Below are 23,750 nucleotides of genomic sequence, written 5' to 3'. Positions count from 1 at the left end.
ACCGGACGTGGTGCTCAACCCCCGGTCCCGTCAAGGTTTTCCGGCCCACTCACCGGGTCTGACCTGACAGCGCCTCCGCGAGATATGGCCCAGTACGACTACCCGCAGCCCGAGCCACCTCCGACGGCGGCCCCGCAGCCACGACATGCCCGCCCGCGTCACCCCCACCCGGCCCCAGATCGATCACCCAGTCCGCCCCCGCGACGACCATCATGTCGTGCTCGACCACGACGACGGAGTTGCCCGCGTCGACCAGCCCGTGCAACTGCCGCATCAGCACATCGGTGTCGGCCGGGTGCAGACCCGTCGTCGGCTCGTCGAGCAGATAGAGGGTGTGGCCTCGCCGTAGCCGCTGCAACTCGCTTGCCAGCTTGATGCGTTGGGCCTCGCCGCCGGACAACTCGGTGGCGGGCTGGCCAAGACGCAGATACCCGAGCCCCACATCCAGAAGGGTGCGCAGACTTCGGACGACGGCCGGCGCGTCGTCGCCCGCCTCCTCGAAGAACGCGGCGGCACCCTCCACCGTCAGATCGAGGACTTCCGCGATGTTCCGGCCCCGGTAACCCACTTCCAGGGTCTCAGGGTTGTAGCGCGCGCCCGCGCAGTCCGGGCACGGCGCGTACGTACTCGGCAGGAAGAGGAGTTCGACGCTGACGAACCCCTCGCCCTGGCAGGTCTCGCAGCGGCCCCCGGCCACGTTGAACGAGAACCGCCCCACCCCGTAACCACGTGTCTTCGCCTCGCCGGTCGCCGCGAACACCTTCCGTACGACGTCGAAGAGGCCGGTGTACGTGGCGAGGTTGGAGCGCGGGGTGCGCCCGATCGGCTTCTGGTCGACGACCACGAGGCGGCCCACGCCCTCAAGCTCCTCCGTGACCGAGCCGATCAGCGTGGACTTCCCGGACCCCGAGACACCCGTGACCGCAGTGAACGCGCCGAGTGGCACGTCCGCCGACACATCACGCAGGTTGTGCCGGGTCACCGGTCCCACCTTCAGCCACCCCCGCGGCTCCCGGACCGCACGTTCCGGTGCCTGCTCGCGCCCGAACAGGAACCGCGCCGTCGCCGAGTCCGCCACGGACGCCAGATCCGCCACCGGACCGCTGTGCAGCACGCGCCCGCCGTGCTCCCCGGCGAGCGGACCCACGTCGACCAGCCAGTCCGCCTTGCGCATCACGTCGAGATGGTGCTCGACGACGAACACCGAGTTGCCGGACGCCTTGAGCCGGTCGAGGACGGTGAGCAGCGACTCCGTGTCGGCCGGGTGCAGACCTGCCGACGGTTCGTCGAGGACGTAGACCACGCCGAACAGGCCGGACCTCAACTGCGTTGCCAGACGCAGACGTTGGAGTTCTCCGGCGGAGAGCGTGGGGGTGGCCCGGTCCAGGCCGAGGTAGCCGAGGCCGAGCTCGGTGACGGTGGCGATACGGGCCCGGAGGTCGGCTGTCAGGACCCGCGCGGTCTCCGACGCGTCGTCCGGCACGTCCAGCAGCTGCGCAAGATCGGCGAGCGGCAAATGCGCCAGCTCCGCGATCGTCCGCCCGGCGAACGTGACCGCCAGCGCCTCCGCCCGCAGCCGCGCCCCGCCGCACACCGGACACGGAGCGCTGTCGAGAAACCGCTCCGCTTTCGTGCGCAGCGTCTGGCTCTTGGAGTCCGCGAACGTCTTCAGCACATACCGGTTCGCGCTCATGTACGTGCCCTGGTACGGGCGTTGGATCCGGCCCGCGTCCCGCACCGGGTGGACCGTGACGACCGGCTGCTCGTCCGTGAACAGGATCCAGTCCCGTTCGTCCTGCGGCAGGTCACGCCAGGGCCGGTCGACGTCGTACCCGAGCGCGTCGAGCACGTCCCGCAGGTTCTTGCCCTGCCAGGCACCCGGCCACGCGGCGATCGCGCCCTCGCGGATCGAGAGCGCCGGATCGGGTACGAGCAGTGCCTCCGTCGTGCGGTGCACCAGGCCGAGCCCATGGCACTCGGGGCACGCCCCGGCCGCCGTGTTCGGCGAGAACGCGTCCGAGTCGAGCCGCTGCGCGCCCGGCGGGTAGGTGCCGGCCCGCGAGAAAAGCATCCGCAGTGAGTTGGAGAGTGTGGTGACCGTGCCGACGGAGGACCGGGACGTGGGGGAGGAGCGCCGCTGCTGGAGCGAGACGGCCGGCGGAAGCCCGGTGATCTCCCCGACCTTGGGCGCACCCACCTGATGGATGAGGCGACGCGCGTACGGGGCCACGGACTCGAAGTAGCGGCGCTGCGCCTCGGCGTAGATCGTCCCGAACGCGAGCGAGGACTTCCCCGAGCCGGACACCCCGGTGAAGACGGCGAGCACGTCGCGGGGGATGTCCACGTCGACGCCCCGGAGGTTGTGCTCGCGGGCACCCCGGACGCGGACGAACGGGTCGTGGGGGTCGTCCATGGCGCGGGCTCCGTACGGCGGCTCGGGTGACATGACTCTGTGCTGGGCAAACCCCACGATTCTAGGCGCCGCCGAGACCGGCTACCCGGGCGAGCCCGCGGAACGACTCGAGCAGGCCCTCCCGGTCGTACGTACTGGTCGTGACCAGCACTTCCTGCGCGCCGCTCTCCTTGATCAGCGTCTCCAGCTCGTCCGCGACCTCGTCCTCGGTGCCCGCGATGTGGCCGCGCAGCCCGGACTCGTAGAAGTCCCGCTCCTTCGACGTCATCGTCAGCGCCTCCACGCGCTCGGCGGGCGGCAGCGGCGGGAACGTGCCGTGCGTGCGGGAATACGCCATCGACCACGCCTCCGGGATCAGTAGCCGGCGGGCCGCCTCCGTCGTGGCGGCGACAGCGACCGTGCCCGAGACGACGACGTACGGCTCGCTCGCCCACGCGGACGGGCGGAACGCGGCGCGGTACTGGTCGATGCCGCGCAGCATCTTCTCGCGGTTCCGGAGGTCGCCGATCACCATCGGGAGCCCGGCCTCGGCGGCGATCGTGGCGCCCTCACCCATGGCGAGCACGAACGGCGGGACGGTCATGCCGTCCGAGGGGCGGGCGCGCACCCCCGTCGCGGACGTGCCCCGGAAGAACGCGAGCAGTTCGGCGAGCTGCCCGGCGAAGTCGTCGGCGTCTTCCTTGGCCCGGCCGAGCGCCTTGCGCACCCCGCCCGTGAACCCCACCGACCGGCCGAGCCCCATGTCGATCCGGCCGGGGAAAAGGGACTCCAGAACCCCGAACTGCTCGGCCACGACCAGGGGTTGGTGGTTCGGCAGCATCACACCGCCCGTACCGACCCGGATGGTGCGGGTGGCCGCGGCCACCGCCGCCGCGAGCACGGTCGGCGCCGAACCCGCGACGCCCGACACCCCGTGATGTTCCGACACGAAGAAGCGGTGATACCCGAGCGCTTCGGCTTCCTGGGCCAGGCGCACGGTGTCGCGGAGCGCCTCGGGGCCGTCGTGCCCCTCACGGGTGCGCGAACGGTCGAGTACGGAGAACCGGGTGGATGCGATCACTGAGCTCACACACCGTTCAACGTCTGTGCCGCGCCATGATTCCCTACGCTGGTCAGGTGACCCGCGACAGCAGACCCCTCGCCGTGTTCGACCTCGACAACACGCTCGCCGACACGGCCCACCGGCAGCGCTTCCTGGAGCGCACGCCGCGCGACTGGGCGGCCTTCTTCGCCGCCGCTCCCCACGACCCGCCGCTCGCCAAGGGAGTGGCCCTGGCCCTCGACAGCGCCCGCGAATGCGAGGTCGTCTACCTCACCGGCCGCCCAGAGCGCTGCCGGGCCGACACCGAGGCGTGGCTCGCCGCACAGGGGCTGCCCGACGGGCGGGTCTGGATGCGCCGTAACGACGACCGCAGGCCCGCGCGCAGCACCAAGCTGGAGACGCTCCGCAAGCTGTCGCGGGGCCGGGAGGTACGGATGCTCGTCGACGACGACGAGCTCGTGTGCGACGAGGCCGAACGGGCCGGCTTCACCGTCGTGCGCGCGCGGTGGGCGAGCGAGTCCGAGGCGCTCAAGGACGCCCAGGAGCGCGAGGGCCGGACCTGAGCGGACCGGACCCCGCGCTTCAGGGCGCACCGGGCCTGGGCGTACCGGGCCTGGACTCAGGCTTCGTCCTCCAGGCGGAAGCCGACCTTCAGGCCCACCTGGTAGTGCTTGATCTGCCCGTCCTCGATGTGGCCGCGCACCTGGCACACCTCGAACCAGTCCAGACCGCGCAGCGTCTGCGAGGCGCGGGAGATGCCGTTGCGGATGGCCTGGTCGATCCCTTCGTGGGAGGTGCCGACGATCTCTGTGACCCGGTACGTGTGATCGGACATGAAGGCCTCCTCGGCCCGTGCGGTGGTCGTCCTTAATACGGTGCCTCAGGTCGCCGGGGACCGCGACCAGGGAACGGGCTCGCGCCACCCCGGCGACGATCGTCCGGCTGTCAGTCGACGCGGCTGAGGGACAGCGCGAAGCGCGACTCCGTGTCCGTCCACCAGTGCGTCATACGCAGCCCCGCGGCCGCGAGTTCGGCCCGGACCCCCTCCTCGCGGAACTTCGCGGAGATCTCCGTACGCAGCTCCTCACCGTCCTCGAAGCCGACGGCCAGGTCGAGCGCGGGGATCTTGACGGTCTGCGGGGCCGTGGCGCGCAGCCGCATCTCGATCCACTCGTGCTCCGCGTCCCACAGCGCGACGTGCTCGAAGCCGTCCAGGTCGAAGTCGGCGCCCAGTTCACGGTTGACGACACTCAGCACGTTCTTGTCGAACGCGGCCGTCACGCCCGCCGCGTCGTCGTACGCCGCGACCAGGACCGACTCGTCCTTCACCAGGTCCGTGCCGAGCAGCAGCATGTCGCCCGGCCACAGCAGCCGGCGTACGGAGGACAGGAACGTGGCGCGCTCGTCCGGCAGGAGGTTGCCGATGGTGCCGCCGAGGAACGCGGCCAGGCGCGGTCCGGGAGCGTCCGGCAGGGCGAGCCCGAGCGTGAAGTCGGCGATCATGGCGTGGATCTTGAGGCCCGGCCGCTCCTTTTCCAGCGCCTCGGCGGCGCCCCGCAGCGCGCTCTCGCTGACGTCGACCGGGATGTACACCTCCAGGTCCGGCAGGTCGTCGAGCAGATGCCGGGTCTTGTCCGAGGAACCGGAACCCAGCTCCACGAGGGTGCGCGCGCCGGTGGCGGCGGCGATCTCCTGGGACCTGGCGATCAGGATCTCCCGCTCGGCGCGCGTCGGGTAGTACTCGGCCAGCGTCGTGATCTCGTCGAACAGGGCGCTGCCGCGCGCGTCGTAGAACCACTTGGGCGGCAGCGTCTTGGGCGCGCTGGTCAGGCCGTGCAGGACGTCGGAGCGCAGCGCGGCGCCGGTGGCGTCCTCGGGCAGGGTGCGGGTCAGCTGGTACGGGCTCACGCGGGGTGCTCCTTGAGCGGGGTCAGCAGGACGTCGGTACGGCTCGCGGCGAGCAGGGTGCGGTCCGGCACCTCGCGCCAGTGGGGATCGTCGTCGTAGGGCTCGGAGGCGACGACGGTGCGTCTGCCCGGCCCCGCGAGATACCAGAGGGTGTCGCCCCAGGCCGTCGCGGCGATCGACTCGCCGTTGGTGAGAAGGAAGTTGAGACGCGAACCGGGGGCGGCCTCGGCGACCTCACGGGCCGTGTCGGCGAGGGCCTGACCCTCGTCGTAGCCCGAACGCAGCCGGTTGAGGATCAGCGCCCAGACGAACGCCGAGTCGCAGCGGGCCTCCATGGACAGCAGGTCGGCGGGAGGCAGCGCCGAGGTCAGCGGGGCGAGCGAGCCCGGCCAGCCGGTGACCATGCCGTTGTGGCTGAAGAGCCAGGGACCGGACGCGAACGGCGCCGCCGCTGCCTCCCCGTCCGCGCCGTCGAGCGTTGCGTCCCGGACCGCCGCGAGCGCGCACCCGGAGCGCACCACCCGGGCGAGATCGGCGAAGGACTGGTCGCCCCAGATGGGCCCGGCCCTGCGGTAACGGGCCGGAATCGGGTCCCCCTCCGCGTACCAGCCGACGCCGAACCCGTCGGCGTTCACCGTCCCGTGCCGCTGGCGGCGTGGCTCCCACGACTGGCGCAGCAAACTGTGCGGCGGTGCCACGAGCACATCGCCGAGCGGGGCCGCCGGGCCGAGGAAGGCCAGATGCCGGCACATCAGTCCTCCTCCGCGTCGCGCGCGGTGCGGAACCCCGCGAAGATCTGACGGCGCACCGGCAGGTCCCAGTTGCGGAACGTGCCCCGGCACGCCACCGCGTCCACGGCGAACGAACCACCGCGCAGCACCTTGTGGTCCGGCCCGAAGAACACCTCCGAGTACTCCCGGTACGGGAAGGCCACGAACCCCGGATACGGCAGGAAATCGCTGGCCGTCCACTCCCACACGTCACCCATCAACTGCCGTACGCCGAGCGGGGATTCACCCGCCGGGTAGCTGCCGGCGGGGGCCGGGCGGAGGTGGCGCTGGCCGAGGTTGGCACGCTCGGGCGTCGGGTCCGCGTCACCCCACGGGTAGCGCATCGACCGACCGGACGCCGGATCAAAGCGGGCCGCCTTCTCCCACTCGGCCTCGCTCGGCAGCCGCCGGCCCGCCCAGCGCGCGAATGCGTCCGCCTCGTACCAGCTGACGTGCACGACCGGCTCGTCCGGCGGGACCACCTCGGTCACCCCGAAGCGGCGCCGCAGCCACTGGCCGCCCTCGCGCCGCCAGAACAGCGGCGAGTCCAGACCGTGCTCGCGCACCATGGCCCAGCCGTCCGGCGCCCACCAGCGCGCGTCCTCGTAACCGCCGTCCGCCATGAACCGCAGGTACTCGCCGTTCGTCACCGGCGTCGTGTCGATGTGGAAGGGCGGCACCAGACGCGGATGCGCGGGCCGCTCGTTGTCCAGCGCCCACGGCTCGGCGGTCGTCCCCATCGTGAACGGGCCGCCGGGCACGAGGACTTCGGCAGGCCCGAGGAAGGCCGGAGACGCGGGCTCCGGATCCGGGGCGGTGAGCACGGGAGCGCCCGCGCGGAGCTGGTGCGTGATCAGCATCGTCTCGTCGTGCTGCTGCTCGTGCTGGGCGATCATCCCGAACGCGAACCCCGCCTCGGTCAGCCGGGTGCCGTCGAACGGCGCGCTCTCCAGGACGTCCAGCGCCCGGCCCCGCACCTCCGCCGCGTACCCGCGCGCCTCGTCCGGGGCGAGCAGCGGCAGCTTCGGGCGCTCGGCACGCGGATGCTCGAACGCGTCGTACAGCGGGTCGATCTCCGGGCGCATCGCCTCACGCCCCGCGACCGCGCGCAGCAGCCACTGCTCCTCCTGGTTGCCGATGTGCGCCAGGTCCCAGACCAGCGGCGACATCAACGGCGAGTGCTGCGCGGTGAGTTCCGGCTCCTCGACACAGCTCGTGAGCAGCGTCGTCCGGTCCCGCGCCCGGAGCAGCGCGGTCCGCGCAAGCTCCCGCAGCGCCTCGGGATCCAGAGTGGTGTCTTCGCTCCGTACGGTCATGAGGTGACGGTCCTCCCGGGGGCGGGTGCCCCGATACGGTCGAGCAGGTCGTCGGCGGGGCAGCGGCCCCTTAACACGTAGCGGTTCATGAACTCCGCGACGGCGGCGAGGACACCGGGCGACGCGCCGAGCCGGGGCAGTGCGTCGAGCGCCGCGACGAAGCAGGTGACGGCCGTCTCGGCGAGCTCGGGGTCCGAGGGGCCGAGCCGCGCGGCGTCCCGCCACAGAGGATTGTGCGGCGCGGGCAGCGGGCCCGCACGTTCGGCGAGCGGCTTCACGGCGCGGTACGCGGTCTCGGCGGCCTCCGGATCGTCGAACAGCGCGGTCGTCACGGCGAGCGGCACGATCCACCCGTCGTCACCCGGCTGGGCGTCGATCATGCGCAGTTCGAGATGCCCGCGCGGGCGCACCGGAGGGAACAGGGTGGTCATGTGGTAGTCGACGTCACCGCGTGTGGCGGGCCGGGGTCCTCCGGTACGCAGCCACGTCCGCAGCGACATGTCCTCGGGGACGTCCCACGGCCCGCTGTCCCGGCGCACACACATCACGGGCGCGTCGAGGACGTGCCGCGCCCAGGCGGCGCGCGGCTCCGCGTCCAGCGGCGGCGCCCCGGACCTGCCGGGGTCTATCTCCTCCCACACACCCTGACGCGTGGAGCGCAGACCGGTGGTACGCCCGTACAGCATGGGCGAGTTGGCGAAGGCGGACACCAGGACGGCGCCGAGCAGATGTGAAAGGCGCCAGCGTCTGCCGTGGCCCAGGGGTCCCGGCTCCTCGTACCCGGAGTCGAGACACACCTGGACGGACGCGGACGAGCACATCATGGCCCGGCCCGCGGGCCCGGCCCGGTCGAGCCAGATCTCCATCGCGTCGTAGCGCGGTGCGTGGAGCAGCCGGCGCGACGGGCGCCAGGGGTCCGTGCCCTGGCCCGTCAGGGCGAGTCCGTGGGCGGAGAGTGTGTTGCGGACGGCCGTCAGATCAGCCGACACGGCCGTCACGCAGTCCATGAGCGAGGCGGCGGGCCGGGAGCTGAGCTCCAGCTGGCCGCCGGGCTCGACCGTGACGGCCGAGCTGATGGGCAGGGCACCGAGCGCGGCGTAGGCCGCGTCGAGGCGTTCGGCCGGCAACGGGACGTGCGGCCTGCGCGGCTCGTGGACGAGCCACTCCACTTCGACACCCACGGTGCGGGGCGGCCCGGTCTTGAAGCAGATCCCGTGGACCAGCGCCTCGGCCTCGGCCTCGGTGACCAGGGCCGTCGTATCGAGCTCCGTACAGTCTCCCTCGGGCATGTTCAGGATCCTCCTGATCTGTACGCCTTCATCGTCCCCGGTGGGGGCCGTGCCGTCGACTCGACGGCGGTGTGGCCGGGCCGGGTGGCGGTACTCGGCCTCCACCCAAAACCCTCACCGGAAATCGCACAAGGGTGCCCCTCGGGCGGCGGGGATCTGTTGCGCAGGGTGTCGCCGGGCGCACATCAGGTGTTCAGGAGGACGACCACGAGGGCGCCGTAGGGAGGGGCGTGACGGCGGGCCGGTACGACGAGCCGCCGCCACGCGGACGTACGCGCTTACGTACGCGGATCAGCGCCAGCCGTAGCGCTCCCTGAGCCGCAGCACCACGAGATTGAACCGCCCGCGGTCGAGGGCGCACGCCTCCCGCCGCATACCGCGGTCATGGACCCGCAGCACACGGTCGAGGTCCACCCACGAGTCACGGCCCTCGCGGTCCCACGGCCCGCTGCCGATCGGCACCCACTCGCGGTCACTGTCGTGCCGCTTGCTCGACAGCTGTACGGCCAGCAGAGTGCCGCCGGCCTCCCTGGCGACGACGAGAACGGGCCGGTCCTTGCCCCGGCCGTCGTTCTCCTCGAACGGCACCCACGTCCACACGATCTCGCCGGGGTCGGGGTCGCCGTCGTGGGCCGGCGCGTACTCGGTGCGCACCTTGCCCACCTTGAGCGGGTCGATCAGGACGGTGGCGGTAGCGCCGGTCCGGCCAGGGTGGTTGTCAGCTTGCGGATCTTCGATGAAGGCAGTCACGCGGGTGACCTTAGAGCCTGATGATCTCAACGTGCGTGCGGGGCCCGGGTGGTAGCACATGTGGTGCCGGCCGGTGCATGAAGAAGCCGCCGGACCCCGTTCGTGACAGGGGACCGGCGGCTTCTCTCGTGTGGGGCCGGGCGGCGTCAGACCTGCTCGCCGGCCGCGGCCTCGCCGTTCTCGCCCGCCTTGGCCTGCTGCTCGGCGATGGACCGGCGCACCTCGTCCATGTCCAGCTTCCGGGCCTGGCCGATCACGTCGTCGAGGGCCTCCTGCGGGAGGGCACCGGGCTGCGCGAACACCGCGACCTGGTCACGCACGATCATCAGCGTCGGGATGGACTGGATACCGAACGCCGACGCCAGCTCCGGCTGCGCCTCCGTGTCGATCTTGCCGAAGACCAGATCGGGATTGGCCTCCGCAGCCTTCTCGTACACGGGCGCGAACTGGCGGCACGGCCCGCACCAGGACGCCCAGAAGTCGATCAGCACGAACTCGTTGTCCGTGACCGTCTGGTCGAAGTTCTCCTTGGTGAGCTCCACGGTGGTGCTGCTCATGATGTGCCCTCTTCCTGCCTTCTGGTTGCGGTGCTGAGCCGCTCTTCACAACGGTCCCGGTAACGGACGTATTCCGCGCGCGTACCCGTGTGGCCCCGGCGCACACCTACGACCACACTGGGGCCCATGACGGATGAGAGCACATACGACGTGGTGGTTCTGGGCGCGGGGCCGGTCGGGGAGAACGTCGCGGACCGGGTGCGCGCGGGGGGCCTCAGCGCCGCGGTGGTCGAGAGCGAGCTGGTCGGCGGCGAATGCTCGTACTGGGCGTGTATGCCGAGCAAGGCGCTGCTGCGGCCGGTCATCGCCCGCTCCGACGCCCGCCGGGTGCCAGGGCTGCGGCAGTCGGTCGACGGGCCGCTGGACGCGCCGGCGGTTCTCGCCCACCGTGACTGGTACACCTCGCAGTGGAAGGACGACGGCCAGGTGCGCTGGCTGGATTCCATCGGCGCGGACCTGTACCGGGGCAAGGGCCGCCTCGCCGGCGCCCGCCGCGTCACGGTCACCGGCGCCGACGGTACGGAACACGTCCTCGTGGCCCGGCACGCGGTCGCCGTCTGCACGGGTACGCGCGCCGCGCTCCCCGATCTGCCGGGCCTCGCCGACGTCGAGCCGTGGACCAGCCGCGAGGCCACGAGCGCCCAGCAGGTGCCGGGCCGTCTCGTCGTGGTGGGCGGGGGAGTCGTCGCCGCGGAGATGGCCACGGCCTGGCAGGGCCTCGGCTCCCAGGTCACGATGCTCGTACGGGGCCAGGGCCTGCTTCCCCGGATGGAGCCGTTCGCCGGCGAACTGGTCACCGAGGCGCTCACCGCGGCCGGCGCGAAGGTGCGGACCGGCGTGTCCGTGAAGGGCGTCACCCGGGACACCACCGGCACCGTCATCACCACCCTGGACGACGGCTCGACCCTGGAGTCCGACGAGATCCTCTTCGCCACGGGCCGCGCACCCCGCACGGACGACATCGGCCTGGAGACGGTCGGCCTCGAACCCGGTTCGTGGATCCCCGTCGACGACAGCCTCCGCGTCGAGGGCAGCACCTGGCTGTACGCGGTCGGCGACGCGAACCACCGCGCGCTCCTCACCCACCAGGGCAAGTACCAGGCGCGCATCGCGGGCGCGGCCATCGCGGCCCGCGCGCAGGGCGTGCCGCTCCTGGAGACGGACCGCTGGGGCGCCCACGCGGCGACCGCCGACCACTCGGCCGTACCGCAGGTCGTCTTCACCGACCCCGAGGCGGCCTCGGCGGGCCTCACCCTCGCGGAGGCCGAGGCGGCGGGCCACCGCGTCCGCGCTGTCGACCAGGACATCGCCTCGGCGGCGGGCGCGGGCCTCTACGCCGACGGCTACCGCGGCCGCGCCCGCATGATCGTCGACCTCGACCGCGAGATCCTCCTGGGCGTCACCTTCGTCGGCCCGGGCGTGGGCGAACTCATCCACTCGGCCACGGTCGCGGTGGCGGGCGAGGTCCCCATCAACCGACTGTGGCACGCGGTCCCGTCGTATCCGACGATCAGCGAGGTGTGGCTGCGGCTGCTGGAGGCTTATCGGGGGTGAGTGCCGGAGGGGGCGCCGGCCTTATGAACGATCCCGGCGCTCCCGCTTCACCGCCCGCAGCACCACGAACTTCGGGTCGCTGGCGATGAGTTCACTGTTGCCGAACAGGCGCCGCAGCTTCACGTGGTAGCCGAGGTGGCGGTTGCCGATGACCCACAGCTCGCCGCCCGGTCGCAGCGCGTCCCGCGCGTCGGAGAACATCCGCATGGCCGTCGCGGCGGTCGTCGCCTGGTGCGAGTGGAACGGCGGATTGTTCAGAACGAGATCCGCGCTCCCCGCCGGCACCGCCGTCAGTCCGTCACCGACGACGAACCGGGCCCGCGCCTCGGGGTACCGCTCCGGGTCGACGTTCGCGTCGTACGTGGCCTGGGCCGACGCGACCGCCTGGAACGACTCGTCCGTGAACACGACCTCGGCACGCGGGTTCTTCACCGCCATGGCCGTACCGACGACGCCGTTGCCGCAGCCCAGGTCCACGACCCGCTCGGCGCCCTCGCTGCGGGGGAGATGCTGGAGCAGGAACCGGGTGCCGATGTCGAGACGCTCGGCGCAGAACACACCGGCGTGATTGATGACGCTCCGGCCCGACACCGGACCGACCCCGTCCGGCAGGGCGTACGTGTACGGCCAGGGGTTGCGCGGGCGCGCGAGTCCGGGCAGGGGCGTCGTGAAGATGAGCCGCGCCTTCTTCTCGGCGAGAGACGTCTTCGTCGGGCCGATGATCCGCTCGAACAGCTTGAGCGTAGAGGTGTGGATCTCCTTCACCATGCCCGTACCGACGACCACGGTGCCTTCGTGGACGGCGGGCGCGATGCGGTGCAGCTGGTCCTCCAGGAGCGCCAGGCTCTTGGGGACGCGCACGAGCAGGACGTCCACGCGCTCCGGCGGGGCATCCTGCGTGGTCAGCAGGGTGACGGCCGCCGGGTCGACACCGGCCCGGTCGAGGTTCGCGCCGGTCGCGCGCTGCCCGAGGTACGAGTCGGAGATCGCCGTCACCCGGTCGTAGTGCCGGGCGAGGGCGGTGGTCAGGGCGCCCCACCGGTCGCCGATCACGACCACCGACCCGGACAGATCGGTCTTCTCGTCGGCGAGGTGCCGCAGCAGGTACTCGTCCGACGCGTCCCACGCACGCAGCGCGTCGCGGGGATCCTCGGGGAAGCGGGCGAGGTCGAACTCGCCCCATGACGTCTCGAAACGGTTGCTCATCGTCCCGCCAGGCTAGCGGGTTACGTGGAGGTGGGGTCCTCGAGGGAGTGGGGACCGCCCCGTAGGGCAGGCCCCCCACCCCTTCTGCGTCGTCAGACGAATTCCTGCGTTGTCAGTCGAAGTCGCCCGCGAACGCCGCCGCCAGCCGCAGATGCGGACCGGCCTCCTCGTGACGGCCCTGGCGCTCCAGGGTGCGGCCCAGCATCAGACGTGCGTAGTGCTCGACCGGGTCACGCTCGACGACGGCGCGCAGCTCGGTCTCGGCGCGGCCCAGCTGGGCCGAGTGGTAGTACGCGCGGGCCAGCAGCAGCCGCGCCGCCACCTGCTCCGGGATCTCGGCGACGAGGTCGTCGAGGATCCGCGCCGCGAGCGCGTACTCCTTGGCGTCGAAGAACTTCTGGGCGCGCTCCCAGCGCTCCGCCGGGGTGCCTTGCGTGTAGTAGTCGGTCGTGTTCACCACTTGTGCCTCCTCGACGGCCATCAACCTCGGGCACCCGCCGCATATTCCGTACGCGTCCGTACGCGGGTCCACCCGTGCGCGAGCCTGACGTTCGAGCCCGCGCGGGGCTAGGTTGGGAGGCATGAGCAATCTTGATCGCGAGGCCGTGCCGTCACTGTGCGGCGGCCGGGGCTTCGTCGTCGCGGAGCCCGTACGTGAACTCCTCTCCCCCCGGCGCGTCAAGCTCGGCGAGTCCACCGAGGTCCGCCGGCTGCTGCCGAACCTCGGCCGCCGCATGGTCGGCGCCTGGGCCTTCGTCGATCACTACGGGCCCGACGACATCGCCGACGAACCCGGTATGCAGGTGCCGCCTCACCCGCACATGGGCCTGCAGACGGTGAGCTGGCTGCACCAGGGTGAGGTCCTGCACCGCGACTCCACGGGCAGCCTGCAGACGATCAGGCCGCGCGAACTGGGCCTGATGACGTCCGGGCGGGCCATCAGCCACTCCGAGGAGAGCCCGCGCCCGCACGCCCGCTTCCTGCACGGCGCGCAGCTGTGGGTGGCGCTCCCGGACAACCACCGCCACGTCGAGCCCCACTTCCAGCACCACGCGGACCTGCCCCAGGTCACGGCCCCGGGCCTGAGCGCGACGCTGATCCTGGGCGAGCTGGACGGTGCCAAGTCGCCGGGCACGACGTACACGCCGATCGTGGGAGCGGACCTGACGCTGGCCGACGGAGCGGACCTCTCCATCCCTCTGCAGCCGGACTTCGAGTACGCGGTCCTCTCGATGTCGGGTGAGGTCCACGTCGACGACGTCCCGGTCCTCCCGGGCTCGATGCTCTACCTGGGCTGCGGCCGCACCGAACTCCCCCTGCGCGCCGCGTCGGACGCCTCCGTGATGCTCCTGGGCGGCGAACCGTTCGAGGAGGAGCTGGTGATGTGGTGGAACTTCATCGGCCGCAACCAGGACGAGGTCACCCAGGCCCGCGAGGACTGGATGACCGGTTCGCGATTCGGCGACGTGAAGGGCTACGACGGCGCACCGCTGCCCGCTCCGGAACTCCCCCCGGTGCCGCTGAAACCGCGGGGTCGGGTGCGCTGAGCTGCACTTTCGTAAGCTGAACCATGCGAAGCCGGGCGCGTGACCAAGTCATTCGCCCGGCTTCCTTGCATCGCGATCGCAACGGCTCCTCAGAGACCCCCGTCCTAATACTGACTTTCCTGACGATGCGTCAGGTCCTTGTTGGTGCGGAGGCTTGGTGAACCGCGGGCTGCCGCCCCGACCCCACCCGCGCACCCTGCCACCGCGCGTCATCAACCGGCCTCCCGTCCCGCCACCCGCGGCGCGCCGGCCCCGGCCTCCCCGGCACCCAGGCCGACGTGGACCCGGCCGCCACGCCCGCGAGCTCGACGATCACGAGCACCGACCACTTGTCGCCGATGCTGCGGCGGCCGTTACGGTCGACCCGGCTCAGCGCCGTGGGCAGGCGTACGACCTCGTCGGCACGCCGATCATGCCTTCCGGGATGGCATCGCACCTCGACCTGATGGATCTTCTCGGCGGCCCGGCCGCGTTCCTCTGGCCGCGTCCGCACAGCTGCCTCCGCCACCCGACCGGAAGCAAGCTTCTGGCAGTCGGTCGCGTTACTCGAGTAGGGGCGGACGAGGTCGCCTGGAGCGGACACAGGGCGCCGGCGAGAAGAGCCGAGGTCCGGCCTCGCGCTTCGTCGGCCGTGGTCCGGCGCACGGGGACGTAGAGGCCACGACGGGTAGACCGTCGTACGAGCTGATCCGGCGCCGCAGGCGTGGTCAGTGTCGGCCCATGAGGCCGGTTTCCCAGGCCCAGGCCGCGATCTCCACGCGGTTTCGGGCGGACAGTTTGGTCTGCACGTTGCCGAGGTGGGTTTTGACCGTGCCCACCGAGATGGACAGCTCGGCAGCGATCTCCGCGTTGGTCAGCCCCCGGGCGGCCAGGCGAACCAGGTCCGTCTCGCGGGCCGACAGCGCGCTGTGCGGTGTGCGATGTGCGGACACCGCGCTGTTGAGGCTGCGCAGCAACCGCACCGTGATGGAGGGACTGACCAGAGCCTCGCCCGAGGCCGCGGCGCGGATCGCCTCGACCAGCAAGGCCGGACCGGAGTCCTTGACCAGGAATCCGCAGGCGCCGTCGTGCAGGGCGCGATGGACGTACTCGTCGTCGTCGAATGTGGTGACGACGACGACCTTCGGTGGGTTGACCGTGCCGGGGCGGGTCAACTGCCGTAGTGCTTCGAGGCCGTCGAGGCGGGGCATCCGGATGTCCATCAGAACGACGTCGGGGCGGTGCCGCTCTGCGAGTTCCACCGCCTGCAGCCCGTCCGCCGCTTCGGCGACGACCGCGATGTCGTCCTCAGCGGCCAGGATCATCGCGAACCCGGCGCGGACCATCGCCTGGTCGTCGGCGATCAGCACACGGATGGTCATCCGACTCCTCCTACATGGACCGGGAGGGTGGCCCTGACGCTCCAGCCGCCGCCCGCCGTCGGGCCCGCCTCGATGCTGCCGTCCACCAGACTCACCCTTTCGGCAAGGCCTTTCAGCCCGAACCCGCTCCCAAAACCGTGGCCCCCACGGGATCGCCCGTTGTCGCTGATCTCCACGGTGACACCGCTGACGGACCGTACGAGGCGCACGTGGACCGCCGTGCAACCGTGTGCGTGTCTACGCACGTTGGTCAACGCCTCCATCACCACACGGTGTGCGGTGGTGGTGACCTCCACCGGCAGACCGTCGAACGCGCCCTCCACGTCGAGCCTGGCCCGTACGCTGGCACCGACCGCGGAAAACCCTTCGACGAGCGAGCGCACCTCACTGATGTCCCCCAACGGTGCGAGGGCAGGCTCCTCTTCTCCTCCGTTGCCGTCCCTCAGCATCCCGACCATGCGCCGCATGGACGTGAGCGCCTCCGCCCCGGCCCGCTCGATCTGCTCCAGCGAGGGCCGCACGAGGAGCGGTTGCTTCTCGGCGATCGCCAGTGCGCCCTGGGCCTGAACGACGATGCCGGTCACATGGTGGGCCACGAAATCGTGCAGATCGCGCGCGAACTCCGTGCGCTGCTGCAGACGCAGTGCCTCCGCCCGGCGCCGCCGGTCCACTCGTACCAGCCGCCAGGTGGCGCCGGCACCGAGAACCGCCGTCGATCCGACGGCGAAGAACAGCGCGATGATGACGCTGATTTCGGTCGCATCGCTCGCGATCGGCCGCAGCACGATCGACGCCCAGAGAAGCGGCGCGGCGGCCCAGGACACCCACCACGAGCGTCCGCGCAGGGGCACCATCAGCAGCAGCCACAACAGCGCGGCCGGTTCGGCGAAGCAGTACGCCGCCTCCGGAGCGTGGGAGTGGCCGGCTCCGAAGGCCAGAGCGACCGAAACGGCGAGCGATGCCGTAGCGACCAGCGCGGCGACCACCGTCAGCGCCTGGGCCCCGAGCCAGGGCGACACGAAGACGACGGTCACCGCGATCAGGGCGACGAGAAGCTTGGCGAGTTCGATGCCGCTCGGGCCGATCAGACTGGCCTCGTAATCGAACAGCAGGGCCCGGGCGAGAGCCACCATCCATGCCAGCCATGCGGCCCAGGGCGGCAGGGCCCGCGCTCGTGCCCGTGCCCGTGCGGAACCGTGGACGGCCGGGCGTGCCGGGCGTGCCGGGCGTGCCGGGCGTGCCGGGCCGAGCGTCGTCTCGGGCAGTGGAGGATCTGTCTCTCCGGTGACCCGGTGTGCGGGGCCGCCGTGCGGGGTCGAATTCGTCGGGCGGCTTCCGCTCTTCGTCACGTCCAGGAGCATGTCATGAACGGCATCAGCCGTGCCGCGTTCGCGGTGGTGCTCGCGCCCCAAGCGTCCGCGCGCGTGTTCCGACACCGGCGAATTGGCGGACGGTGCGGTGCGGTGCGGTGCGGAGCGGTGTGGGGCGGAGCGAAGCGGTCCGGTGCGACCTGGTCGGCCGAAAGTCGTAGTGGGCGCCCCAAGATCTGTCTTTCGCTGGATCTGCCGGCCGCGCGGCCGCGGGAGAGTTGTTGGCGTCGGCCTCCGCACTGGTATCGAGGAGTCAGTTCATGGGCGATGTCAATTACCGGATCGAGGCACTCCCGGTCTTCGTGCCCCTCGTCGTCGCGCTCGCTGCCTTCCTCGCCGTACGGGCGATGCGCGGCACGGCGGGGCCACGGTGGGGCTGGAGGTTCGTGCCGATCCGCCTCGTGTCAGCCGTCTACATCGCAGGCGTTCTCGGTTTCACCTTCTTTCCCTTCCACATCATGTACGGCAGGTACGCGGACGCCGTGGTCTGGTACGACCAGGTCAACTGGGCTTTCCTGATCACCCTGGACCCCAGCGCCGTACCCAACGTGATCATGACGATTCCGTTGGGGATGCTCCTCCCTCTGGTGTCGGGAAAGATCACTTCCGCGTGGCGGGCGCTCGCGTTCGGAGCTGTCTTCAGTCTCACGATCGAGGTGTCTCAGGTCCTCGGGTGCGTTCTCTTCAACAACTACCGAGGAGCCGATGTCAACGACGTGCTGGTCAACGCCCTTGGCTGCGTGCTCGGTTACGGAATCGTCCGGCTGGCGGTCAGGACCTCCTTCCTGGGAGACATGCTGCGACGCCTCGCACTGCCTGGCGCAGCACTGGCGACCCGGCCGCAAGGCACCGGAACGGCGCGCGACAACGTCCTCCAGGCAAGGTGAGCTGACCCCGCGACGTATCGGGTCGGTCGGTGTGACATGGCGCCGACGGCGTGGCCACAGCTGAATGACTGTGCTCTTGGGGTGTGTTCGGAAGTGCGGTTGTTTGACGGATGTGGTGTCCGTCCCCGCACCCCGAGACTGGGTTTCTGGCGGTCTCGCCGCCGACGCAGCTCCCGAAGGGTGAGATGACCATGAGCAGTTGGACCCTCGAACACCGCGGTGCGATCGCCCTCCTGACGTACCGTCGGCCGCCGGACAACTACCTCGATCCGGAGTCGCTCGCCGAACTCGGCGGCCTCTTCGACTCGTTCGCCGAGAACACCGATCGGGTCAAGCTGGTCGTCATCACCGGTGGCAGCGACGGATATTTCGTCAACCACGGTGACCTGGCAGATCACCCCGACTGGTTCACCGTGGGCCAGGACGGAGCGCTCCACTCGCCGGGGCTGGAGGCCTACCTCGACGCCTTCCACCGTATCGAGGAGCTCCCGCAGCCGACGATCGCCGCGATCGACGGTCTGGCGTCGGGCGGCGGCAGCGAGCTCGCGCTGGCCTGCACCATGCGTGTCGGCTCCCCCCGCGCCCGGCTGCGGCAGTCGGAGGTGCCGGCGGGGATCATCCCCGGCGGCGGAGGAACAGTCCGGCTGCCGCGTCTGGTCGGCCCGGGGATCGCGGCCGAAGTGGTCCTCAGCGGGCGCGCGTTCACTGCGGAGGAAGCCTTCCGGGTCGGCTGGCTGAACGCCGTTCTTCCGGGTGAAGGGTTCGTCGACCACGCGATCGAGTGGGCCCAGCAGTTCGTACGCCATTCGGGGGCGGCCCTGATCGCGGCCAACACGTCACTCCGGGACAGCCACCGGCTCCCCTTCCGCGACGCGCTGGCCAGAGAACGCGACATCTTCCTGCGCCATGTCGCCGCCGGCGACATGGCGCCGCCTCCGCCTGTGGCGCGGCCGGCAGGTTGAAGGCGGCCACGTGCGGCAGCACGATGGCGTGGGTCTGGGCGTGGGGCAGGTCCAATGTGCCGCCCAGGGCGTGGCAGAGCTTGTGGTGCAGGCCCATCGTGGTGGCCCCCAGGCAGGCCCCGCACAGCCAGGCTCCCTGGAGTGCGGCGGCGCGGGCTTCCCGGTCCCGGGGGTTGGCGACGAGCGCGGGCAGCGCGGCCGCCAGGTCGCGCACGCCTTCTGGCCCTCAATGCGACGGGTGGGCTGTCTGCGTGCGCCCAGAAACGAGTGGATGGGTGCCCGGCGGGCCATGCGCTCCGTGCGATGAGCAGCTCGGCAGACAGAAATTCGACGGCCTGATTGGCTGTTGGTGATCCGCGGGTACACAAACCGATCGGCATCCACTTGCCCTCGGTGTGCTCCAAGCTCGATGTCCACTCCCGCGTCGAGGTCGTCCACACCACCTGGAGCGGTGGCGAAGACCAGGGCTGTGACCTGGTGGGAATGAGTCCCAACAGCAAGGCGTCGGCCAGGACGGGGGAACGCCAGACGGGTACCTTGCTGGAGGGCAGGGCCGCGCCCGTAGCAGAGGAAGGTCTCCATTTCCGCAGGCAGTTCCGGTGGTCTGGAGGCGCGCATGGTCAGCGTCATGCGTTCCTCCACCAGGGCCTGCCCGGTATGGGCGGCGTCGAGTGCGGTGATGACGTCGCCGACGCGGACCTCGGTGAGGAAGCCGACCTTGCCGAGGTCGACGCCGAGCACACTCGCGCCGGTCTTGACGGCGACCCGGGCGCCACGAAGGAAGGTCCCGTCGCCGCCCAGAGTGACGATCAGGTCGGGATCCCCGGCGGCGTGAGCCTCCTCCCGTCCGGTCCGGCGCCGGCTGTCGTCTGACCAGACGTCGATGTCCGCGCAGGGGATGCCGTGCCGCTCACCCCACGCCCGTACGGTGTGCGCCGCCCGCAGGGCCTCGGGACGTCCCTGGTGAACGACCAAACCAATACGGTCTACGGGCATGAGGAAGTTCTTGTCGCTCGGAGCCGACTGGCTTGTCAAAGGAGGAACAAGGCTTTCCGCGGGCAGCTCTCGGACGAATGCCACGCCGCACTCGTCGAGGAGACTTATAACAAGCGCCCTGGCTCGGTGGACGACGTCGCCGAGACGGCCTACTTCCTCGCCTCGTCTGGAGCACGGCACATCACCGGACAGACGATCAACGTCAACGGAGGTGCCTACACCACCCGTTGATCCACCAGGAGTTCGGAGAGGCTGCCGTCCGGCTGCAGTTGTTGAGCTGAGACCTTTCGACTGGACTGACGCGTCACGGATATCTACGTGACGCGTCAGACCAGCTCAGTTCCACCACGGACGCTTCGGTGGTCGAAAACCCGACACTAGACGTGGGGGCGGCTGCGTCCTGTTCCGGCAAGGCGGCGGGTGCCTGCCGTGCGTCCCACGCACCAGGCCAGGGTGAGCGCCGTGGCCACGATGGCGAGGCCGATGGGCGATGCGGTCGGCGTGGTGATCCAGGGCAGGCCCGCGAAGAGGACGGCCAGAACGTGGTGGGGCGTGCAGCCCTTCGCAGCGGTCCGCCATGCCAACACAGCCATGACAGGACCCAGTTGGCCGATCATGCCGGCGCCGAGCGTACTGATCACCGGCAGGGCGATCGGGAACGTGGGCAGCCAGGTGAGCGCGGCGAGCACCAGAGCCAGGCGCCGGTCGGTCCTCGAGGGTTCGGCCGCTGACGGCATGAGCACCACGACCGCCAGTAGCGGCAGCAGCCAGGCGGACGCGTGCACCTGCGCGACGAGCAGCACCACGGCCAGCGCACTCAACGCCCGGGCCCGAGGCCAGCGGCCCGTGCACGCCAGCGCCCCGGCCGCCAACGTGGCCAGGCACGCCATCAGATCGCCGATGCCGGGGAGCGAGGCTGTGTCCGCATTCCGGATGACATCGAAAGCCGTCGCCGATAGACGGGATGCGGTGACGGAGGCGGCGGCCGCCAGAGCGTACGGGGCAGCGGTCAGGGTGAAGCGGCCCAGCGGCTGGTGGGAGGTGAGGGCGGTGCGTACGCGCAGGGCGTGGGCGGCGATGTCCCAGTCTTCGCGGAGCCGGGCGTGCGCGTTTGCACCCTCGGTGGCGTCCCGGTACAGCTGCGTGATCTCGTCGCCGTGCTCGGCCCGATAGCGCCGCGGATAGAGAGATAGGGCGCGCGGGGCGGGCTGTGAGCCCGTCATGTCCGTCATGCGAGAGCCCCCGCCGCACCGCTGTCTGCCGCCTTGTTCAGGCGGCGGGTGGCTTCGCGCGCGGTGGCGGCCAGCCGACGTGCCTCCTCGGTCAGCGTCCGGCGCCCCTGGACGGTCAGCGCGTAGGTGCGGCGCAGGCGGCCCTCGACCCGCTCCTCGGCGAAGACGGCGATGAGCCCGTCGGCCTGCAGGCGTTCCAGGGCGCCGTACAGCGTGCCGGTACGCAGCTTGACCCGACCCTCGGACATCTCGGTGATCTCCTGGCCGAGGGCGTAGCCATGGCGGGGGGCGTCGGCCAGGGCGGTAAGGATGAGCAGGGTCGGTTCCTGCAGTGGTTTCTTACGATCGGTCACGGCACGAACCATAGTCCGTTCAACTGACTATGGGAAGAGGGTCGCACGTCAGGCGAGTACACCTCGCCTTGCCGAGAAAATCGAACACCTGATCTACTGGGTTCATGGTGCACAGCGGACATTCCCCCGACATCGTGCAGTCTCAGCGCGAGTGGGACCGCACTTACAGAGCGCTTGCCGAGGCTCCGGCGGGTAGTAATACGCGGCTGCGGCGGCGGCTGATCGATCTGTCCCGGCAACTTGTGCGGGAGGTTCCGCGGGATCGGCGCGCTGACCTTCGGCGGCGTGCCGGGCGGGAAGAGTCATGACCCGGGTCCGGCGTTCCTGGGAAATCACCGAGCGGCAGCGGTCGATCCTCGTGGCGATACGTGCCCACATCGCCGATCGCGGCGAGGCTCCGACGGTCCGGGAGATCGCTGCGGCCGTGGGTTTGTCCAGCCCTTCGTCGGTGCTCTATCAGCTACGTCGTCTGGAAGAGGCTGGCGACCTCCAACGCGCACGCGGCGCCGGCCCGCGCGACTACGTGATCAGGTGATGGCCGACGATGGAGTCCACCATTCCCTGCTCGGCATTGCCCGCCTGCACCACCTCGCCTTGACTCGACAGTAGAGAGCGCACGCACCGCAACTGCCTGCCCAGCGCGACTTGAAGATCGATTACGGGGCGGCCCTGAGTTCGGTCACCTCCGACTTCAGGTCGGTAGGCAGGGTCGATGCGGAACGCATCTGCAGCCGTACGAGAGGAGGTTGCCGCGACAGACAAGACGCACGACTTGGGCGACATGCTCCGGGGAGGATCGCGCAGGTCCGCCTGGAAAAGCAGCCCAGTCAGGCATCGTCGGCGGGTCCGGTGGGCAAGGTAGCGGGAACGCAACTTCCGTCGACCGTCGAAGACGCTGTCACCTGCACCGCACTGTTGCCCACTGTGCCTCCGTCTGCGAACTGGTCAGGGCACCTGGCCGCCCAGGCCGGCACGGATGTGCAGGAAGCAGAAGTGTCCTGACCGGCAGTGGGGACTCGCAGAAGACTGCCAGTGACAGCGGTGATCGCAGCGGCAGATGTCAGCCGGCCTTGGCGGGCTCCTCGGCTCGGGCTCCTCAGCTCGGGCTCGGGTGCTGGCCGGTGGTGCCCTCGGACGCGGGTTCCGTCGGACTGGTAGTAGGGGCGGACGTAGGTGGTCGGCCCGTACTGGACGGGCTGGGGAGTCGGCGCGGTGGGGCGCCTGCGGCGGGGCGCGCTGGTGCGCACGGCCGTACGTGGGCGGGATTGGCGGTGGTGGCTTTTGACGAAGGTGCCATCTCGACGAACGTGGGGGCGAACGTAGGTCACGGGAGGTCCTCGCCGAGAGAAGGGAGTGGTGCGGTACCCCGGGGCGGGGGCCGGGTTGTCCTCGGCGCAACATTCGACGGTAGCGGCGCCCACTGACAGCCGGCTCCTCCCAACTCCGCACTGGTACAGGCCTGTTGGGCGATCTGCGACGGTTTTCGGTCGTGCGATCGCGTCAGCGGGGCTGGTGTCGGTGCCGGGTGCTGTCATGAGCAGTGGCGGGGAATTCGCAGATGAGGGGGCACCGTGCCGTACAGGGGAGTGGTCAGGGGCCGGAGCGGCGTCGCACGGCAGCGGCAGAATCGCGTCGAGTGCGTCGGAGGGTGCCGGTGAGCCCTCGTAAGTGGCGGCGCGGCAGCGAGGACGAGGCACTGCTCATGGCGGTCGGCGTCCTCGCCGTCGTCGGCCTGGTGCTCGTCAAGGTGGTCCAGTGGGTGTGGGCGCACTGGTGGGTGCTGGTCGTTGCGGGCCGGCTGGCGCTGCTCGGCCTCGCAGGTCTCGTCTACCGGCGGATAGAGCGTGCACGGGCCGCGCAGCTGCGTACGGACGGACTGGTGTACTCGCTCGGCCGGCTGGACGCGATGCACCGCAGCGCGTTCGAGTCGGCGGTGCGCGACCTGTTCGCCCGCGATGGATCACGTGACGCGGTGCGCTGCGGCGGCCGGGGCGACCTCGGCGCGGACCTGAAAGGGGCACGACCCGCTCGGCCGGCTGTGGGTAGTGCAATGCAAGCACCGCAAAAAGGGCCTGGACGGCGCCGCCGTCGGCACCCCGGACCTGCAGACCCTCAACGGGACGGGTCGTCCCGTGCACAAGGGGGACGTTGTCCTGATGGTGACCAACGTGGGCTTTGGAGGAGATATCCGCGAAGCGGCCCCCGCGGGGGGGGCGTCGCGGCCCCCCGCCCGGTGC

The 23,750-nt window shown here is 70.8% G+C and carries 22 protein-coding genes and 3 pseudogenes; 8 read left to right on the top strand and 17 right to left on the bottom strand.

Annotated features, from left to right (window positions below; all coding sequences use genetic code 11):
• Positions 1 to 49 precede the first annotated feature (49 nt).
• Positions 50 to 2,413 (bottom strand): excinuclease ABC subunit UvrA, encoded by a 2,364-nt coding sequence (locus ABZ893_RS00125; protein WP_361394257.1) that lies wholly within the window; start codon positions 2,411 to 2,413, stop codon positions 50 to 52.
• A gap of 61 nt (positions 2,414 to 2,474) precedes the next feature.
• On the bottom strand, positions 2,475 to 3,482 hold the full coding sequence (locus ABZ893_RS00120; RefSeq protein ID WP_361394254.1) for an MsnO8 family LLM class oxidoreductase: 1,008 nt from the start codon (positions 3,480 to 3,482) through the stop codon (positions 2,475 to 2,477).
• Positions 3,483 to 3,529: 47 nt separating this feature from the next.
• Between ABZ893_RS00120 and ABZ893_RS00115 the strand changes: the two genes are divergently transcribed.
• The gene (locus tag ABZ893_RS00115) at positions 3,530 to 4,018 is read left to right on the top strand and encodes a hypothetical protein (RefSeq protein WP_361394251.1); all 489 of its coding nucleotides are present in this window, start codon (positions 3,530 to 3,532) and stop codon (positions 4,016 to 4,018) included.
• A gap of 56 nt (positions 4,019 to 4,074) precedes the next feature.
• Here the strand turns inward: ABZ893_RS00115 and ABZ893_RS00110 are convergent, their stop codons facing one another.
• The 7 genes from ABZ893_RS00110 to trxA form a co-directional block, all read right to left on the bottom strand.
• Entirely contained in the window at positions 4,075 to 4,290 is a 216-nt protein-coding gene (locus ABZ893_RS00110; protein WP_361394247.1) for a dodecin, read from the bottom strand.
• A gap of 110 nt (positions 4,291 to 4,400) precedes the next feature.
• Positions 4,401 to 5,363 carry an L-histidine N(alpha)-methyltransferase gene (gene egtD / locus ABZ893_RS00105; RefSeq protein ID WP_361394244.1) on the bottom strand — a complete coding sequence of 321 codons (963 nt, stop codon included), beginning with the start codon at positions 5,361 to 5,363 and terminating at the stop codon, positions 4,401 to 4,403.
• A complete protein-coding gene (gene egtC, locus ABZ893_RS00100; protein ID WP_361394241.1) occupies positions 5,360 to 6,115 on the bottom strand; it encodes an ergothioneine biosynthesis protein EgtC in 756 nt (251 codons plus the stop codon). Before egtC ends, egtD begins: the two co-directional genes overlap by 4 nt.
• The gene (egtB, locus tag ABZ893_RS00095; RefSeq protein WP_361394239.1) at positions 6,115 to 7,449 is read right to left on the bottom strand and encodes an ergothioneine biosynthesis protein EgtB; all 1,335 of its coding nucleotides are present in this window, start codon (positions 7,447 to 7,449) and stop codon (positions 6,115 to 6,117) included. The genes egtC and egtB overlap by 1 nt, the downstream gene beginning before the upstream one ends.
• The gene (egtA, locus tag ABZ893_RS00090) at positions 7,446 to 8,738 is read right to left on the bottom strand and encodes an ergothioneine biosynthesis glutamate--cysteine ligase EgtA (RefSeq protein WP_361394237.1); all 1,293 of its coding nucleotides are present in this window, start codon (positions 8,736 to 8,738) and stop codon (positions 7,446 to 7,448) included. Before egtA ends, egtB begins: the two co-directional genes overlap by 4 nt.
• A gap of 291 nt (positions 8,739 to 9,029) precedes the next feature.
• Positions 9,030 to 9,488, bottom strand: a complete 459-nt coding sequence (locus ABZ893_RS00085; protein WP_361394234.1) for a type II toxin-antitoxin system PemK/MazF family toxin — start codon at positions 9,486 to 9,488, stop codon at positions 9,030 to 9,032.
• A gap of 146 nt (positions 9,489 to 9,634) precedes the next feature.
• Positions 9,635 to 10,045 (bottom strand): thioredoxin, encoded by a 411-nt coding sequence (gene trxA, locus ABZ893_RS00080; protein WP_361394231.1) that lies wholly within the window; start codon positions 10,043 to 10,045, stop codon positions 9,635 to 9,637.
• Positions 10,046 to 10,171: 126 nt separating this feature from the next.
• On the opposite strand from trxA, the gene ABZ893_RS00075 reads away from it, so the two are divergent.
• Positions 10,172 to 11,599 (top strand): NAD(P)/FAD-dependent oxidoreductase, encoded by a 1,428-nt coding sequence (locus ABZ893_RS00075; protein WP_361394228.1) that lies wholly within the window; start codon positions 10,172 to 10,174, stop codon positions 11,597 to 11,599.
• Positions 11,600 to 11,620: 21 nt separating this feature from the next.
• Here ABZ893_RS00075 and ABZ893_RS00070 read toward each other — a convergent pair whose 3' ends face one another.
• Both ABZ893_RS00070 and ABZ893_RS00065 read right to left on the bottom strand, forming a co-directional pair.
• Positions 11,621 to 12,805 carry a methyltransferase gene (locus ABZ893_RS00070; RefSeq protein WP_361394225.1) on the bottom strand — a complete coding sequence of 395 codons (1,185 nt, stop codon included), beginning with the start codon at positions 12,803 to 12,805 and terminating at the stop codon, positions 11,621 to 11,623.
• A 112-nt stretch (positions 12,806 to 12,917) separates the two neighbouring features.
• Positions 12,918 to 13,265 (bottom strand): tetratricopeptide repeat protein, encoded by a 348-nt coding sequence (locus tag ABZ893_RS00065; RefSeq protein WP_361394223.1) that lies wholly within the window; start codon positions 13,263 to 13,265, stop codon positions 12,918 to 12,920.
• 121 nt (positions 13,266 to 13,386) lie between these two features.
• Between ABZ893_RS00065 and ABZ893_RS00060 the strand changes: the two genes are divergently transcribed.
• Positions 13,387 to 14,352 (top strand): pirin family protein, encoded by a 966-nt coding sequence (locus ABZ893_RS00060; RefSeq protein ID WP_361394220.1) that lies wholly within the window; start codon positions 13,387 to 13,389, stop codon positions 14,350 to 14,352.
• Positions 14,353 to 15,059: 707 nt separating this feature from the next.
• Here ABZ893_RS00060 and ABZ893_RS00055 read toward each other — a convergent pair.
• Together ABZ893_RS00055 and ABZ893_RS00050 are read right to left on the bottom strand one after the other, a co-directional pair.
• Positions 15,060 to 15,713 carry a response regulator transcription factor gene (locus ABZ893_RS00055; protein ID WP_361394217.1) on the bottom strand — a complete coding sequence of 218 codons (654 nt, stop codon included), beginning with the start codon at positions 15,711 to 15,713 and terminating at the stop codon, positions 15,060 to 15,062.
• Positions 15,710 to 16,846, bottom strand: a complete 1,137-nt coding sequence (locus ABZ893_RS00050) for a histidine kinase (protein ID WP_361394214.1) — start codon at positions 16,844 to 16,846, stop codon at positions 15,710 to 15,712. Before ABZ893_RS00050 ends, ABZ893_RS00055 begins: the two co-directional genes overlap by 4 nt.
• A gap of 497 nt (positions 16,847 to 17,343) precedes the next feature.
• Here ABZ893_RS00050 and ABZ893_RS00045 point away from each other — a divergent pair, with 497 nt between their 5' ends.
• Both ABZ893_RS00045 and ABZ893_RS00040 read left to right on the top strand, forming a co-directional pair.
• Positions 17,344 to 17,970 carry a VanZ family protein gene (locus ABZ893_RS00045; protein ID WP_361394211.1) on the top strand — a complete coding sequence of 209 codons (627 nt, stop codon included), beginning with the start codon at positions 17,344 to 17,346 and terminating at the stop codon, positions 17,968 to 17,970.
• Between the two features lie 110 nt (positions 17,971 to 18,080).
• Positions 18,081 to 18,932 carry an enoyl-CoA hydratase/isomerase family protein gene (locus tag ABZ893_RS00040; protein ID WP_361394208.1) on the top strand — a complete coding sequence of 284 codons (852 nt, stop codon included), beginning with the start codon at positions 18,081 to 18,083 and terminating at the stop codon, positions 18,930 to 18,932.
• On the opposite strand, the pseudogene ABZ893_RS00035 reads toward ABZ893_RS00040, so the two are convergent.
• A pseudogene (locus ABZ893_RS00035) lies at positions 18,901 to 19,152 on the bottom strand (iron-containing alcohol dehydrogenase); the annotation flags it as partial. The gene ABZ893_RS00040 and the pseudogene ABZ893_RS00035 sit on opposite strands and share 32 nt — an antisense overlap.
• A 494-nt stretch (positions 19,153 to 19,646) precedes the next feature.
• Positions 19,647 to 19,928 (bottom strand): annotated as a pseudogene (locus ABZ893_RS00030) (NAD(+)/NADH kinase); the annotation flags it as partial.
• Here ABZ893_RS00030 and ABZ893_RS00025 point away from each other — a divergent pair.
• Positions 19,896 to 20,159, top strand: coding sequence for an SDR family oxidoreductase (locus ABZ893_RS00025; protein ID WP_361394205.1), 264 nt, complete (start codon positions 19,896 to 19,898; stop codon positions 20,157 to 20,159). The pseudogene ABZ893_RS00030 and the gene ABZ893_RS00025 overlap by 33 nt on opposite strands.
• A 146-nt stretch (positions 20,160 to 20,305) precedes the next feature.
• On the opposite strand, the gene ABZ893_RS00020 is transcribed toward ABZ893_RS00025, so the two are convergent.
• Together ABZ893_RS00020 and ABZ893_RS00015 are read right to left on the bottom strand one after the other, a co-directional pair.
• A complete protein-coding gene (locus tag ABZ893_RS00020; protein ID WP_361394202.1) occupies positions 20,306 to 21,160 on the bottom strand; it encodes a hypothetical protein in 855 nt (284 codons plus the stop codon).
• On the bottom strand, positions 21,157 to 21,525 hold the full coding sequence (locus tag ABZ893_RS00015) for a PadR family transcriptional regulator (protein WP_361394198.1): 369 nt from the start codon (positions 21,523 to 21,525) through the stop codon (positions 21,157 to 21,159). The genes ABZ893_RS00020 and ABZ893_RS00015 overlap by 4 nt, the downstream gene beginning before the upstream one ends.
• Before the next feature lie 292 nt (positions 21,526 to 21,817).
• On the opposite strand from ABZ893_RS00015, the gene ABZ893_RS00010 reads away from it, so the two are divergent.
• Entirely contained in the window at positions 21,818 to 22,048 is a 231-nt protein-coding gene (locus ABZ893_RS00010; protein WP_361394195.1) for a hypothetical protein, read from the top strand.
• 1,510 nt (positions 22,049 to 23,558) lie between these two features.
• Positions 23,559 to 23,750: pseudogene (locus ABZ893_RS00005) on the top strand (hypothetical protein); the annotation flags it as partial.

Origin of the sequence: Streptomyces sp. NPDC046821 (assembly GCF_040645335.1) — a bacterium.
In the GTDB taxonomy this organism is placed as follows: domain Bacteria; phylum Actinomycetota; class Actinomycetes; order Streptomycetales; family Streptomycetaceae; genus Streptomyces.
This window is presented reverse-complemented; position numbering and strand designations above follow the sequence as displayed.

Coding starts and splice junctions, on each gene's coding strand:
- ABZ893_RS00125 (WP_361394257.1), bottom strand. CDS start 2,413: ATGGACGACCCCCACGACCCGTTCGTCCGCGTCCGGGGTGCCCGCGAG.
- ABZ893_RS00110 (WP_361394247.1), bottom strand. CDS start 4,290: ATGTCCGATCACACGTACCGGGTCACAGAGATCGTCGGCACCTCCCAC.
- egtC (WP_361394241.1), bottom strand. CDS start 6,115: ATGTGCCGGCATCTGGCCTTCCTCGGCCCGGCGGCCCCGCTCGGCGAT.
- egtB (WP_361394239.1), bottom strand. CDS start 7,449: ATGACCGTACGGAGCGAAGACACCACTCTGGATCCCGAGGCGCTGCGG.
- egtA (WP_361394237.1), bottom strand. CDS start 8,738: ATGCCCGAGGGAGACTGTACGGAGCTCGATACGACGGCCCTGGTCACC.
- trxA (WP_361394231.1), bottom strand. CDS start 10,045: ATGAGCAGCACCACCGTGGAGCTCACCAAGGAGAACTTCGACCAGACG.
- ABZ893_RS00075 (WP_361394228.1), top strand. CDS start 10,172: ATGACGGATGAGAGCACATACGACGTGGTGGTTCTGGGCGCGGGGCCG.
- ABZ893_RS00070 (WP_361394225.1), bottom strand. CDS start 12,805: ATGAGCAACCGTTTCGAGACGTCATGGGGCGAGTTCGACCTCGCCCGC.
- ABZ893_RS00060 (WP_361394220.1), top strand. CDS start 13,387: ATGAGCAATCTTGATCGCGAGGCCGTGCCGTCACTGTGCGGCGGCCGG.
- ABZ893_RS00055 (WP_361394217.1), bottom strand. CDS start 15,713: ATGACCATCCGTGTGCTGATCGCCGACGACCAGGCGATGGTCCGCGCC.
- ABZ893_RS00050 (WP_361394214.1), bottom strand. CDS start 16,846: ATGGTGGCTCTCGCCCGGGCCCTGCTGTTCGATTACGAGGCCAGTCTG.
- ABZ893_RS00045 (WP_361394211.1), top strand. CDS start 17,344: ATGGGCGATGTCAATTACCGGATCGAGGCACTCCCGGTCTTCGTGCCC.
- ABZ893_RS00040 (WP_361394208.1), top strand. CDS start 18,081: ATGTGGTGTCCGTCCCCGCACCCCGAGACTGGGTTTCTGGCGGTCTCG.
- ABZ893_RS00020 (WP_361394202.1), bottom strand. CDS start 21,160: ATGACGGACATGACGGGCTCACAGCCCGCCCCGCGCGCCCTATCTCTC.
- ABZ893_RS00015 (WP_361394198.1), bottom strand. CDS start 21,525: ATGGTTCGTGCCGTGACCGATCGTAAGAAACCACTGCAGGAACCGACC.
- ABZ893_RS00010 (WP_361394195.1), top strand. CDS start 21,818: ATGACCCGGGTCCGGCGTTCCTGGGAAATCACCGAGCGGCAGCGGTCG.